This is a genomic window from Pseudenemella bisphenolivorans (assembly GCF_051133435.1).
In the GTDB taxonomy this organism is placed as follows: Bacteria; Actinomycetota; Actinomycetes; order Propionibacteriales; family Propionibacteriaceae; genus JAAYAO01.
The window spans coordinates 84,066-96,968 of the sequence record NZ_JBPGNY010000003.1 but is presented as its reverse complement, the minus strand read 5'-3'; the positions used below and the strand labels follow the sequence as shown (position 1 = coordinate 96,968).

Sequence of the window (12,903 nt, the reverse complement as noted above, 5' to 3'; positions counted from 1 at the left end):
CAAGTGTAGGGACGGTGGATTCCGTGCTTTCGCCGGGGCCCGGCACGAGTACCGGGGTTCACGTACGGTGTGCGGCGTGACACGACTACGGCACCGGGTGGCCGGTTGGGGGCCGACCCCACCATCGGAGCGCGCCACCACACCGGAGGAGATGCTGCGCGCCCGCCGGCTGGTCACCGATGCGCGCCGGCTGGTGGTGCTCACCGGTGCCGGCATCTCCACCAACTCCGGGGTGCCGGATTACCGCGGCCCCGATGCCCCGCAGGCCACCCCGATGCTCTACGGCGATTTCGTGGCCAACGAGGCCGACCGGCGTCGGTACTGGGCGCGGGCCTATGTCGGCTGGCAGCGGATGGGGATGGCGGTACCGAACTCGGGGCACCGGCTGGTGGCCGACCTCGAGAACAGCCGTCCGCACCGCTTCGGGGGCTTGATCACCCAGAACGTCGACGGTCTGCACGAGGCGGCCGGCAGCCACGGGATGATCGCCCTGCACGGCCGGATCGCCGACGTGATCTGCCTGGACTGTGCTCGGCTGTTCCGGCGGACGAGCGTGCAGCAATGGCTGGCCGAACTCAACCCCGATGTCGATACCGACCGGCAGGTCGGCCACGCCGAACTGCGTCCCGACGGTGATGCGGTGGTGGATGAGTGGCAGAACTTCGTGGTGCCGCCCTGCCCGGCCTGCGGTGGGGTGCTGAAACCCGATGTGGTCTTTTTCGGCGAACCCGTGCCGACCGAGCGGGTGCGCACCGCGATCGACTGGGTCGATCGGGCCGATTGCCTGCTCGTGGTCGGCTCATCGCTGACCGTGATGAGCGGACTGCGGTTCGTCCGGCAAGCGGCCGCGGCCGGCACCGATGTGGTGATCGTGAATCGCGGCAAAACCCGCGGCGACGACCTGGCCACGGTCAAGATCGACGGCGACACCTCCGAAACCCTGCAATTCCTGCTCTGAACCCGGCCTTCATGGGAGCCCGCTGCTGAAGACGGCCTGTTTTCGGGGCGGGAAGCCCGCATGTGGATTTGCTCGTCGAAAACAGGCCGGTTGCAGCAGGGGAGCGGGAAGAGGGGTCGGTAACGGGTCGTCCGGGGGCTCGGACGCCCAGATCCCGACTCGGGTAACCCGGTCAGCCCTAATCGTTCACTTGGGGTTCACCCAAGGACGGATGAGTACGCCTGCACGTTTGCTATGTATGCGGCCATGAGAATGCGCGCGTTGCTGATGGGCCTGCTGGCCCTGGCGATGGTGGTCACGGCGGGGTGCACCACGAAAGATCCGAAGAAGACCCTGCACATCGTCGCCGGCTCCGAACAGCGTGCCGTGCTCGAACAGATCGTCGAGCCCTGGTGCTCCGACAACGGCTACACCTGCACCTGGGAACTCAAGGGGTCGGTCGACCAGGCCCGGCTGCTGCAAACCGGGTCGACCGAGTACGACGCGTACTGGTTCGCCAGCTCGGTGTTCAGCCAACTCGGCAACGAGAAGAACCAACTGTCCGACGTCCAGCCGATGTTCGTCACCCCGATCGTCTTCGCCGGTTGGAAGTCGGAGATGGAACGCCTCGGGTTCGTCGACAAGCCGGTCGGGGTGAAGGAGATCCTCGCCGCGGTGGAGGACAACCGCACCGCGGTGTGGACCACCAACCCGACCCAATCGAACTCCGGCGCCAGCGTCCTGTTCAGCTTCCTGAACCACTTCGCCGGCAACGGCCCGGGCCAGCCGCTGACCATGGAACAACTCGACTCCGAACCGGTCGACAGCGGCATCAAGCGCTTCATCCAGGCGATGGACCGCACCCCACCGTCGACCGGCACGATGATGGAGGAGTGTCTGGAGGCCCCCGACCGGTGCAAAACCATGTTCACCTACGAAGACCTGGTGATCGAGTACAACCAGCACCTGGTCGCCGAGGGCAAGGAGCCCCTGTACGCGGTGTACCCGATCGGCTCGCTGGCGATCAGCGACGCCCCGCTGGGCTTCTACGACCGCGGCGGCGACCTGGGTGCGGCCAAGCGTGAGATCTTCGGTGAACTGCAGAGTTACTTGCTCAACGACCCCGATGCGAAACAGAAGCTCCGCGATCTGGGCCGGCGTCCGGTCGACTCGATCGGCCTCACCCTGGACAACCCCGACCAGAAGGTCTTCAACCCCGACTGGGGCATCAAGACCGACATCAAGGAACAGGCCATCACCTACCCCTCCTCCGAGGTGATCGAGGCAGCGCTGGAGCACTACCACATGCGCTACCGCAAGCCCACCAACACCGTGTACTGCCTGGACGCCTCCGGTTCGATGACCGGTGAGGGCTGGGACGGCGTGCAGGAAGCCGCCGCGCAGTTGTTCGACCCCGAACTGGCCCGCAAGAACCTGCTGCAAACCGCACCCGAGGACAGCACCTCGGTGGGGGTGTTCAACAACGGGCTGGCCGACTTCTGGAGCGTCGACGGCAACAACCCCGACGATCTGCGCGGCCTGCAGCGCTCGGTGCAGAACTGGGAGCCCGGTGGTGGCACCGACATGTACAGCTGCCTGATCAAGGCCGCCGATGTGCTCGAGGACGAGCCCCGCAAGCGGCTGATCGTGCTCATGTCGGACGGCAAGTCGAAGGACGCGTTGAAGCAGCAGGCCCTGGAACGCCTGCGCGGCCTGGACGCCCCGGTGATCGCGATCGCCTTCGCCGACGCCGACCCGGAGCAGTTGGAGGAGATCGCCGAGGCCACCGGCGGTGCCTATGTCGAATCGGCCAACCTGGTGGAGGCCCTGCGGAAGGCGACCGGGTACAAGTGATCCGTCGTTACTCCCTGCCGATTTCACTGGCCGCGGCGGTGGTCGTCTTCGTCGCGTTCTTCTTCGGGCTGGCCGGCGCCGAGGTGCTGCTGCGGCTCGGCCTGCCCGCGCTGCTGGCCGCCGGGGCCGCGGTGGGTGTGTGGGTGATGACCCGCCCGTCCAAACGCGAACTGATCATCGAGGAGTACCGCGACAACGCCCGGGGCAAGGTGCAGGAGGCCCGCGACCTGGTGCGCGCCCTGTCGACGGCGGCGATCAAGGTGCACAACCGGCAGATGCGGGCCGCGATCGACCAGTCGGTGCGCACCGTGCCCGAACTGCTGCGCCGGGTCGAAGCCCAGTCACCCGACACCCTGTACTCCTCGGCCGGCCAGATGGCCCTGCACCTGGAAAGCCTGGTGGGCGTGGTGGAGAAGTACGCCGACATCGAGAAGCACCCCAAGTACTACGCGAACCCGAAGGAACTGATGGCGTCGGGCGAAACGGCCGCCCAACGTTTCGCCGAGTTCACCCTCGACTCGATCCGATTGATCAACCACGGCGACCTGGCCGAATACCAAGCGAACCTGGCGACGGTGACCCCACCGTCATTGCCCGAACTGGAGGACCGACTATGAAGAACAGGGCCGGTTTCATCATCGGGCTGGTGATCGTGCTGGCAGTGCTGGTCGGCGGTGCCTATGCGGTGATCCGCGTGCAGAGCGCGCCCACGATCACCACGATCAAGTGCGTCGGCGGCTCGGAGAAGACCCAGTTGATGGCCGACCCGGACGTGCAACGCATCCTGGCGGAGAAGTACCAACTGGCCGTGGAATGGAAACCCCAGGGTTCCTATGACCAGGTGCTGCAGTCGGCCGACCAGATCCGGGCCCAGGAATACGACTGCCTCTGGCCGTCCAGTGCCTCGGCCCAGAACGTCTTCGAAAGCACCCACCGCGGCGAGTTCGGCGACTACCGGGCGCTGACGGTGTTGCAGTCCCCGGAGGTGATCTACTCCGGGCCGCAGGCCACCGAGGCCCTGACCCGCGCCGGGCTGGTGCGCAAGGAGGGCGACCACTATGTGGCCGACCTGAAGACCCTGTTGTTGGAACACATCGTCACCGGTGACACCTGGCAGAAGCTGCAGGCCGGCAACCTGCGCGGGCCGATCAACATCTCCTCGACCGACCCGGCCCGATCGAACTCCGGGTTCACGATGGCCCAGTTGCAGATCACCATCGTGGCCACCAACGACGTGACCACCCCACCGACCCTGGAACAGGCCCGCAAGGCCCTGCCCGCGATGCGCAAGATCTACGACGCCCAAGGACTGCAGGCGTCCAGCTCGGAGAACGGCTTCCGCCAATGGCTCACCCAGGGTGGTGAATACCAGGCGCCGATGTATGCCGGTTACGAGAGCCAGGTGATCCAACTCGTGGCCGGTGGGCAGACCCCGTCCGCCCTGCAGGACGTGCGGATCATCTACCCCGAACCGACGATCTACTCCGACCACCCGGTACTGGCCCTCAGCCCCGAGGCGTTCAGCTTCGCCGAGGCGATGACCGACCCGGAGATTCAGAAACTGGCCTGGCAGCGGTACGGCTTCCGGTCGGCGGTCGACCCGGCGGCCCACAACAACATCGCCGACTTCCCCGACATCCCGCTGGCCGACACCTTCCGCACCATTCCGGCACCCAGTGGTGAGGTGTCGCTGGCGCTGCTCACCTGCCTGCAGGACCGCAGCGCCTGCACCCCCTGAGTCACGACAGCGGCCCCACCGGGCCGGCAAGGTGAGTCAGGACAGCGGCCCCACCGGGCCGGCCTCGGTCGGGGTCGGCTCCTCCTTCGGCTCGGCCCCGGTCAGGTCACCGATCTGGTTCATCAGGTGGTAGACCACGATCGCGGCGATCGACCCGAGCGCGATGCCGGTGAGGGTGATCGACCCGAAGGTGACGGTGAAGTTGGCGATGCCGACGATCAGCGCGATGCCGGCGGTCATCTGATTCTTCGGACGGGCGAAGTCGACCTTGTTCTCCACCCACATCCGCACGCCGATGATGCCGATCAGGCCGTACAGCGCCACGGTCACACCACCGAGCACACCGGCCGGGACGGTGTTCAGCAGGGCACCGAACTTCGGTGACAGGGACAGTCCCACCGCGACCAGACCGGCCACCCAATAGGCGGCACTGCTGTACACCCGGGTGGCGGCCATCACGCCGATGTTCTCACCGTAGGTGGTGGTCGGGGAGCCACCGCCGATCGCCGACAGGACGGTCGCGGCACCGTCGGCGAACAGCGCCCGACCCATGTACGGGTTCATGTCCTCGCCGGTCATCTGCGCCACCGACTTCACATGCCCGACGTTCTCGGCGATCAACACGAACACCACCGGCAGGAACATCGGGATCAGTCCCCACTCGAAGCTGGGGGTGTGGAAGGGCGGCAACCCGAACCACGAGGCATCCTGCACCGGGGTGAAGTCGATCTCGTTGCGCACCAGCGCGAAGAGGTAGCCGACCACCACGCCGAGCAGAATCGACACCCGGCCCAGCAGGCCACGGAAGAGCACCATGCACAGCACCACCGCAGCCAGGGTGACCAGACCGGTCAGTGGGGAGACGAAGAAGTTGTCCCGGGCGGCCGGGGCCAGGTTGAAACCGATCAACGCCACGATCGCGCCCATCACCACCGGTGGCATCAGCGCGTCGATCCAGCCGGTGCCCGTCCTGGTGACGATCAGGCCGACGATCGCGAGCAGGGCGCCGGTGATCAGCACCCCGCCCAGGGCCGCGTTCATCGACGAGGCGCTGGCCGCGGTGATCGGGGCGATGAAGGCGAAGGACGAACCCAGGTAGCTGGGTACCCGGTTGCGGGTGATCAGCAGGAACAGCATCGTGCCGATACCGCTGAACAGCAGGGTGGTGGTGGGCGGGAAACCGGTCAGCAGCGGCACCAGGAAGGTGGCGCCGAACATCGCGACCACGTGCTGGGCGCCCAGACCGATGGTCACCGGCCAGATCAGCCGTTCCTTGGGCCGGACGATGCCACCCGGGGCCACGGTGCGGCCGTTACCGTGCAGTCGCCAGCGGAAGAATCCCGGATCGTCGTCGTGTTCGGGTCGGTTCGGCTCGGCCATGGTGCTCCCTGCTGTTGCGTTTTTCCGCAGCACAGCATGCCATGAACCTGCTCGCCGGCCGGCGCGGGATCAACCGGCCTTGCGGGCGTGCACCGATTCGAGCATCCCGAAGCCCCGGGCCCGGGTGTCGACGATCGTGACACCACGCTGCCGCAGTATCGCCAGGGGGCGTCGGGTCCAGTACTCCCCGGCCAGCGGGACGGTCACCGCCTCCAGCAGCCGCTGCAGGCCCCGCAACCAGCGGGGCCGGGCCCGGACGTGGTCGGACAACAGCAGGTCACCGCCCGGTTTGAGCACCCGCAGCATCTCGTCGATCGTCCGCTCGGGGCTGCCCACCCCGCACAGCGCGAAGGTGCACACCACCGCATCGAAGCTGCCGTCGGCATGGGGCAGTGCCATCGCATCACCCACGGTCAACTCCAGACCCCGGCCGAGCCGGTCGGCGCGGCGCCGGGCATGCCGGGCCAGGTCGGGGTTCAGTTCCAGACCGGTGAGCGTGACCTCGTCCGCATAGTGCGGCAGGTTCAGCCCGGTACCGATCGCGACCTCCAGGGTGTGGCCGTGGGCTCGGCGGCAGACCCAGCGCCGACCCGAGCGCAGGAAGGGCCGGTCGAGCACCACCATGCCGAGGTCGTACCCACTGATCCGGTCGAGCAGGGTCATGGTTCAGCCCGCGTAACGGTCGAGAAGTTGCTGTACCGCGGTGCGCAGTTCGGCCATCCGGGCGGTTTGCCGGGCCCGGGTGGCGGCCAGATCGTCCCCGGCCGGACAGGCCAACTCCAGGTAGCACTTCAGCTTCGGCTCGGTACCGGACGGCCGCAGCACCACCCGCAGCCCCCGTCCGGCCCACTGCACCGCATCGGTGGCCGGCAGTTCCCCGCCCTCGGCCAGGTCGGTGACGGTGACCACCTCACCGATCAACCCCACCGGGGGCTTGCGTCGGGCCCGGGCCATCAGCCGCTCCAGTTCGTCCTGCTGGTCGACCCGCAGGGCGATCTGATCGGTCAGGTGCAGGCCGTGGGTGCGGGCGATCTCGTCCAGCCTGGTGGCCAGGGATTCACCCCGGGCGGCCAGTTCGCAAACCAGGGTCAGCAACCGCAGGGCGGCGGTCAGCCCGTCCTTGTCGGCGACCGCTTCGGGGTCGGTGCAGTAGCCGATCGCCTCCTCATAGCCGAACACCAACCCCTCGGCCCGCGAAATCCACTTGAAGCCGGTCAGGGTGGTGGCGTGGCGCTCGCCGTGGGCGGCGGCCAGCTTCGCCAACAGGGTGGACGACACCACCGTGGTGGCATAGGTGCCGGACGTGTCGTGGCGCAGCAGGTCGTCGGCCAGCAGCCAGCCCACCTCGTCACCGGTCAACCGGCGCCAGCCGTCGACGGTCGGAATCGCCACCGCACAGCGATCGGCATCGGGGTCGTTGGCAATGATCAGGTGCGCCCCGACCCGGGCGGCGTGGGCGAAGGCCAGGTCCAGGGCGCCGGGTTCCTCGGGGTTCGGAAAGGCCACCGTGGAGAAGGCCGGGTCGGGTTCGGCCTGGGCCGGAACCACGTGCGGGGCGGTGAACCCGGCCCGGGTGGCCAACTCGGTGATGTACCGGGTGCCGACCCCGTGCAGCGGGGTGTAGACCCACCGCAGTTCGTGCTGCGGCGGCCGGGCCACCTGCACCGCACGGTCCAGGTAGGCCTCGATCAGCTCCGGCCCGGCGGTGCGGTAGGAGTCGGCCCGGGGCACCCGATCCAACCCGACCGTCGCAACTTGTGCGATCCGGCGGGCGATCTGCGCATCGGACGGGGGAATGATCTGGATGCCGTCACCGAGGTACACCTTGTAGCCGTTGTCGGCGGCCGGGTTGTGCGAGGCGGTGACCACCACCCCGGCCACCGCGCCGAGGTGTTTGATGCCGAAGGCCACCACCGGGGTGGGTACCGGCTCGTCGATCAGCACCGCGTCGAACCCGATCCCGGCGAGCACTTCGACGGTGTCGCGGGCGAAAACATCGGAGTTGTAGCGGGCGTCGTGGCCGACCAACACCAGCCCACCCTTGGCCCCGATGTCCTGCAGATGGGCGCCCAGACCGGCCGCGGCCCGGGTCACCACCACCCGATTCATCCGGGACGGGCCGGGGCCCAGTGCCGCCCGCAGGCCGGCGGTGCCGAACTCCAACGGCCCGGCGAAACAGGAGGCGAGTTCGTCGATGGCCGCGTCGTCGCCGCGACGGGCCCGGGTGAGCAACTCACCGGCGGCCGCGGCGGTGATCGGATCGGGGTCCTGGTCGATCCAGGCCTCGACCTGTTCGGCCAGCTCGTGCGGTAACCGGCTCATCACAGTCGCTCCACGATCGCGCTCAGCAACTCCGCCAGACGTCCTTCCGCGGCTCGTCCGGCAGCCAACACCTCGGCGTGGGAGAGCGGTTCGTCGCTGACCCCGGCGGCCAGGTTCGTCACCAGCGACAGACCCAGAATCTCCAGGCCCGCCGCCCGGGCCGCGACCGCCTCCAACACCGTCGACATGCCCACCAGGGTCGCGCCGAGCACGCCGGCCATCCGCACCTCGGCGGGGGTTTCGTACTGGGGCCCGGCGAACTGGGCGTAGACCCCTTCGGTGAGGTCGGGGGCGACCTCCCGGGCCAGGGCCCGCAGCCGGGGGGAGTAGACCTGCGACATGTCCACGAACTGCGGCCCGCGCAGCGGGGTGGTGCCGGTCAGGTTGAGGTGGTCGGCGATCAGTACCGGGGTGCCGGGCGGCACCTCGGGGTCGAGACCGCCACAGCCGTTGGTCAGCACCAGGGTGTGTGCTCCGGCCGCGGCGGCGGTGCGCACCCCGTGGGCGACCGCGTCCACCCCGTGCCCCTCGTAGTAGTGCGTCCGGGCGCCGAAGACGCCCACCAGACGTCCCGAGCCGGTGCGGAAGACCCTGATCTCGGAGCGATGTCCGCTGACCACCGGGGCGTGGAAGCCGGGGAGGTCGGCGGCCGCGACCGTCGCCACCGGCTCGCCCAGCCGGTCGGCGGTGGCGCCCCAACCCGAGCCCAGCACCATCGCGATATCGAGCCTGTCGATCCCGGTGCGGGTACGCAGTTCGGTGGCGGCGGCCTCGGCCAGATCAGTCATGGGCTCAGTCTTCCATGGCCTCGCCCTCGGCGATGTACCGCCGACGCAGCCGGCGGTCCTGCCGAGTGGTGTCGATCACCAGCCATCCGAAGAGCAACGCGATGCCGGTCCACCCCAGACCCGGGGTGACCCCATCGGCCGGCCGCCCCCAACCCAGTACCCCGCGTCCGACCAGCAGCAGGATGGCCGTGGCCACCAACAACCCGGCCAGGGCGGCCACGATCCGGAAACTGCGGCGGCGCCAGGCCCGGCGCTCCCAGGCCATCTCGATGATCGCGACCAGGGCCGCGAGCGCGAAGGCCACCTGGGACAGCCCGAGCATCAGCCGTTGGGTCGGGGTGCGTTCCGGCAGGCCGTTGATCGCCAACCACATCCCGACCAGCACCAGGGCACCGGCCAGCACCGCCGCCACGATCACGGCCGGCCGGATGTGACGCATCTGAGAACCTCCGGAATTTTGTCGGCTACCCCAATGATCGCGAGGTGTGGCGATCACCGATCTGGAAAGCTGGATGGGCCTCACGAAAGGACCTGACTGACGATGCTATCCCGTCCCGCTGTTCGGCATCTCGCCCTCGGTGCAGCCCGGGGTGGTGTGCTCGGTGCGTTCACCCTGATCAATCCGCACACCCTCACCGGGGTGCGCAAGCACCTCTACTGGCTGGCCGCCGGCGCCCTGGCCGCGGCCGAAACCCTGTCGGACGAGGACGGTGTCTCCGGTTCGCGCCCGGCCCTGGCCCTCGGGATCACCGGCGCCACCTACGGCGCCAAGGATCTGCTGGCCCGCGGCGACGGCTGGACGATGGATTATCTGTCCCGGCGCGGGGTGGAACACCCGCGCCGACTGATGGCGGCCCTGACCGCGGTCGGGGCGGTGGCCGTGAGTGCGCTCGAGGTCTATTGGTTCCGCGGCCGCTTCGAGGAGGAGGGCATTGAGGCCACCCCCGAGCCGCTGAGCGAGGACATCACCGCGATCGTGTCCGGCATCCTGTCCGGGGTCGTGGGGTGGGGTGCCGAAGAACTGCGTACCCAACTCGCCGGTGCCCGCTGCCGCCGGATCGGTGATGTGATCGAGTTCGAGGTCGACGAACACGCCCCCAGGCCATTGCTCGACCAGTACACCTTCCCCGTCAGTGCCACCTTCGTGCGCGAGGCCCGTACCCATGTGATCACCCTCAACATCGAGGACGGCAAGCTGGGCTGGCTCTCCCAATACGCCGAGGAGGGCTGGGGCGAACACGAGCCGGAGCCCGACTGGTCGTGGCCCGCGGTGGACGAACTCACCTTCGCCCCCGGTTCGGTCTAGCCCGGACGTCGGGTGCCCGGTTGTCGGCCGGGCATGAAAGACTGCCGGTGTGACGCGAGTAGTGATCATCGGTGGTGGGCCAGGCGGCTACGAAGCCGCTCTGGTGGGCTCCCAGTTGGGCGGGGAGGTGGTGTTGATCGACTCGGACGGTATCGGCGGTTCGGCGGTGCTGACCGACTGCGTCCCGTCCAAGACGTTGGTCGCCACGGCCGACGCCAAGACCCGGGTGATGGAGGGTCATGCCCTCGGTCTGCGGTTCGGCCCCGAGGACGACCACGAGGTGGTCGGGGTGGATCTGGCCGCGGTCAACGCCCGGATCAAGGATCTCGCCCTGGCCCAATCGGCCGACATCCGACAGAAGCTGATCGAGGAGGGTGTGACCCTGGTCGACGGCAAGGGTCGCTTCGACGGCGACAGCCGGGTGATCGCGACCACCGCGGACGGTTCGGAGGAAACCTTCGAGGCCGATATCGCCCTGATCGCGACCGGCGCCCGTCCCCGGGTGATGCCCACCGCGGTGCCCGACGGGGAACGGATCCTGGACTGGACGCAGGTGTACGACCTCGACGAACTGCCCGAACGGCTGATCGTGGTCGGCTCCGGTGTCACCGGGGCGGAGTTCGCCGGTGCCTATGACGCCCTCGGGGTGGACGTGGTGCTGGTGTCCTCCCGCGACATGGTGCTGCCCGGTGAGGATCAGGACGCCGCCCGGGTGCTGCAGAACGTCTTCGAACGCCAGGGCATGGAGATCCTGTCCCGCGCCCGCGCCGCCTCGGCGGTGCGCAACGGCGATGAGGTCACCGTCACCTGTGAGGACGGCCGAACCGTCACCGGATCGCATGTGCTGATGGCGGTCGGCTCGATTCCGAACACCGGCGACCTGATGCTGGACGAGGCCGGGATCGCCACCGATGAGCGCGGCTATGTCACCGTCGACAAGGTGTCGCGCACCTCGCGGCGCACCGTGTACGCCGCCGGTGACTGCACCGGGGTGCTGCCGCTGGCCTCGGTGGCGGCCATGCAGGGCCGGATCGCGATGTGGCACGCCCTGGGCGATGCCGTCGCCCCGCTGGACGTGACCTCGGTGGCCGCGAACGTGTTCACCTCACCCCAGATCGCCACCGTGGGTGCCACCCAGGCGAAGGTCGATTCCGGTGAGGTGCGGGCGGTGTCGTACACGATGCCGCTGGAGACCAACGCCCGGGCCAAGATGATCGGGTTGGCCGACGGTTTCGTGAAGATCTTCTGCCTGCCGGCCACCGGCATCATCGTCGGTGGGGTGATCGTCGCCCCGCAGGCCTCGGAGCTGATTCATCCCTTGTCGATCGCGGTGGCCGAGCGGATCACCGTCGATCAACTCAGCCACGACTTCACGGTGTACCCGTCGCTGTCGGGGTCGATCGCCGAGGCCGCCCGTCGGATGCGCGGGCACAAGGAGTTCAAGCTCGAGACCCACTGACCCGGACCTGACCCGTCCGCTCAGGACACCTCATTCGAAGGTGCGGTCCAGGTATTGCAGTCGCCCAGGGTCTTCGCCGACAGACCGACGGTGCCCCAGCGCACCGTGGAGGTCGAGTCCCCGTGCTGTGGTGAGGTGCTCCGTTCGAGGATGGCCTTCCAGACCTGCTGCTTCTCGGCGGTGAAGTCGTAGTCGGGGGCCGAACGCAGGGCCATCGACACCCAGCACTGATCCTGCAACTCCAACCGGCGGCTGCCCTCGTTGAAGTTGCTCTGGTACTCGGCGATCATCGCGTCGATCATGCCGGAGAGCTGCTGTACGTGATGGTGGTACTCGTGGCTGACCACGTAGTAGTAGCTGACGCCCAGGCCGGACTGGTCGAGGGAGGCGTTGATCCTGGCCAGATCATCGGCGCCGAGGTAGATGGTCTCGTCGGACGAGCAGTAGAACGCACCTCCGCTGTCACCGCAGGCGGTGCTCACCGTCCCGCCGGTGAACACCTGGAAGTCGGGAGCCCGGAAACCGCCCTCGACGTCGGCGAGCAACCCCGCCCAGGTGTCGGACAGACACTTGACCCACTGTTCCCCCTGGGTCTTCAACCCGGCCGTGTCGGTCGGGGCGGCGGCCACGTCCCGACAGGTGGTGGCCTCCGGGAGGGGTTGGGGGTAGATCGGGTTGTCGGTCAGGGCTGCGTTCGGATCGCCGCCCTGGCCCGGATCATCACTCGGGGTCGGTTCGGTCGGTTCCGACGATTCGGCCGGGGTCGGTTCGGTCGGCGGGGTACCCGACTCGGGACGAGACAGCAGAAGCAGCAACACCACCAGCGCAACAACCGCCACCACGCTGAGCACCAGCAGGGTGATCAGGGCGGGGTTCGGGCCCTTGCGCGGTGGGGGAGAGTGCTGCTGCCAGTCGGACGGTTGCCATCCGCCGTGGTGCCAGCCCGAGGGGCCGCCGGGTTGCTGTGGCGGCACGTGGTGGCCCGAGCCCGGCTGCTGCCCGGGCCCGGGGTGGGCTGCACCGTGCGGCCGGCCGGGCTGTTGCCACCCGCCCGACTGGTGCCACGGCGCTGGGCCGCCATAGTGGGCCATGCCCGCCTCCCGAGGATCGATGATGGGA

Annotated in this window: 12 protein-coding genes; 6 read left to right on the top strand and 6 right to left on the bottom strand. The window is 68.5% G+C overall.

Features of this window, described 5'->3' with window-relative positions; translation table 11 throughout:
• Window positions 1–76 precede the first annotated feature (76 nt).
• The 4 genes from ACR4XW_RS07930 to ACR4XW_RS07915 all read left to right on the top strand — a co-directional run bounded on the left by ACR4XW_RS07930 (window position 77) and on the right by ACR4XW_RS07915 (window position 4,529).
• Window positions 77–958 carry an NAD-dependent protein deacetylase gene (locus tag ACR4XW_RS07930; protein WP_434760007.1) on the top strand — a complete coding sequence of 294 codons (882 nt, stop codon included), beginning with the start codon at window positions 77–79 and terminating at the stop codon, window positions 956–958.
• 246 nt (window positions 959–1,204) lie between these two features.
• Window positions 1,205–2,791 (top strand): vWA domain-containing protein, encoded by a 1,587-nt coding sequence (locus tag ACR4XW_RS07925; protein WP_434760006.1) that lies wholly within the window; start codon window positions 1,205–1,207, stop codon window positions 2,789–2,791.
• Window positions 2,788–3,408 carry a 5-bromo-4-chloroindolyl phosphate hydrolysis family protein gene (locus ACR4XW_RS07920; RefSeq protein WP_434760005.1) on the top strand — a complete coding sequence of 207 codons (621 nt, stop codon included), beginning with the start codon at window positions 2,788–2,790 and terminating at the stop codon, window positions 3,406–3,408. Before ACR4XW_RS07925 ends, ACR4XW_RS07920 begins: the two co-directional genes overlap by 4 nt.
• Window positions 3,405–4,529, top strand: a complete 1,125-nt coding sequence (locus tag ACR4XW_RS07915; RefSeq protein WP_434760004.1) for a type 2 periplasmic-binding domain-containing protein — start codon at window positions 3,405–3,407, stop codon at window positions 4,527–4,529. The genes ACR4XW_RS07920 and ACR4XW_RS07915 overlap by 4 nt, the downstream gene beginning before the upstream one ends.
• Before the next feature lie 36 nt (window positions 4,530–4,565).
• Here ACR4XW_RS07915 and ACR4XW_RS07910 read toward each other — a convergent pair whose 3' ends face one another.
• The 5 genes from ACR4XW_RS07910 to ACR4XW_RS07890 all read right to left on the bottom strand — a co-directional run bounded on the left by ACR4XW_RS07910 (window position 4,566) and on the right by ACR4XW_RS07890 (window position 9,458).
• Window positions 4,566–5,909: a uracil-xanthine permease family protein gene (locus tag ACR4XW_RS07910; RefSeq protein WP_434760003.1), complete on the bottom strand. Its 1,344-nt coding sequence runs from the start codon at window positions 5,907–5,909 to the stop codon at window positions 4,566–4,568.
• Window positions 5,910–5,978: 69 nt separating this feature from the next.
• Window positions 5,979–6,572, bottom strand: a complete 594-nt coding sequence (locus ACR4XW_RS07905) for a class I SAM-dependent methyltransferase (RefSeq protein WP_434760002.1) — start codon at window positions 6,570–6,572, stop codon at window positions 5,979–5,981.
• A 3-nt stretch (window positions 6,573–6,575) separates the two neighbouring features.
• Complete coding sequence (locus ACR4XW_RS07900; protein ID WP_434760001.1) at window positions 6,576–8,231, bottom strand: phospho-sugar mutase; 1,656 nt, start codon at window positions 8,229–8,231, stop codon at window positions 6,576–6,578.
• Window positions 8,231–9,019 (bottom strand): purine-nucleoside phosphorylase, encoded by a 789-nt coding sequence (locus ACR4XW_RS07895; RefSeq protein ID WP_434760000.1) that lies wholly within the window; start codon window positions 9,017–9,019, stop codon window positions 8,231–8,233. Before ACR4XW_RS07895 ends, ACR4XW_RS07900 begins: the two co-directional genes overlap by 1 nt.
• A 4-nt stretch (window positions 9,020–9,023) precedes the next feature.
• A complete protein-coding gene (locus tag ACR4XW_RS07890; protein WP_434759999.1) occupies window positions 9,024–9,458 on the bottom strand; it encodes a hypothetical protein in 435 nt (144 codons plus the stop codon).
• 102 nt (window positions 9,459–9,560) lie between these two features.
• Between ACR4XW_RS07890 and ACR4XW_RS07885 the strand changes: the two genes are divergently transcribed.
• Together ACR4XW_RS07885 and ACR4XW_RS07880 are read left to right on the top strand one after the other, a co-directional pair.
• The gene (locus tag ACR4XW_RS07885) at window positions 9,561–10,325 is read left to right on the top strand and encodes a hypothetical protein (protein WP_434759998.1); all 765 of its coding nucleotides are present in this window, start codon (window positions 9,561–9,563) and stop codon (window positions 10,323–10,325) included.
• 49 nt (window positions 10,326–10,374) lie between these two features.
• Window positions 10,375–11,784 carry an NAD(P)H-quinone dehydrogenase gene (locus ACR4XW_RS07880; RefSeq protein WP_434759997.1) on the top strand — a complete coding sequence of 470 codons (1,410 nt, stop codon included), beginning with the start codon at window positions 10,375–10,377 and terminating at the stop codon, window positions 11,782–11,784.
• Between the two features lie 20 nt (window positions 11,785–11,804).
• Here the strand turns inward: ACR4XW_RS07880 and ACR4XW_RS07875 are convergent, their stop codons facing one another.
• Complete coding sequence (locus ACR4XW_RS07875; protein WP_434759996.1) at window positions 11,805–12,875, bottom strand: neutral zinc metallopeptidase; 1,071 nt, start codon at window positions 12,873–12,875, stop codon at window positions 11,805–11,807.
• Window positions 12,876–12,903: the final 28 nt, after the last annotated feature.

Bases quoted from the DNA above. Each gene is read 5' to 3' on its own strand.
- ACR4XW_RS07885 (WP_434759998.1), top strand. From the start codon at position 9,561: ATGCTATCCCGTCCCGCTGTTCGGCATCTCGCCCTCGGTGCAGCCCGG.
- ACR4XW_RS07925 (WP_434760006.1), top strand. From the start codon at position 1,205: ATGAGAATGCGCGCGTTGCTGATGGGCCTGCTGGCCCTGGCGATGGTG.
- ACR4XW_RS07915 (WP_434760004.1), top strand. From the start codon at position 3,405: ATGAAGAACAGGGCCGGTTTCATCATCGGGCTGGTGATCGTGCTGGCA.
- ACR4XW_RS07895 (WP_434760000.1), bottom strand. From the start codon at position 9,019: ATGACTGATCTGGCCGAGGCCGCCGCCACCGAACTGCGTACCCGCACC.
- ACR4XW_RS07905 (WP_434760002.1), bottom strand. From the start codon at position 6,572: ATGACCCTGCTCGACCGGATCAGTGGGTACGACCTCGGCATGGTGGTG.
- ACR4XW_RS07900 (WP_434760001.1), bottom strand. From the start codon at position 8,231: ATGAGCCGGTTACCGCACGAGCTGGCCGAACAGGTCGAGGCCTGGATC.
- ACR4XW_RS07890 (WP_434759999.1), bottom strand. From the start codon at position 9,458: ATGCGTCACATCCGGCCGGCCGTGATCGTGGCGGCGGTGCTGGCCGGT.
- ACR4XW_RS07875 (WP_434759996.1), bottom strand. From the start codon at position 12,875: ATGGCCCACTATGGCGGCCCAGCGCCGTGGCACCAGTCGGGCGGGTGG.
- ACR4XW_RS07910 (WP_434760003.1), bottom strand. From the start codon at position 5,909: ATGGCCGAGCCGAACCGACCCGAACACGACGACGATCCGGGATTCTTC.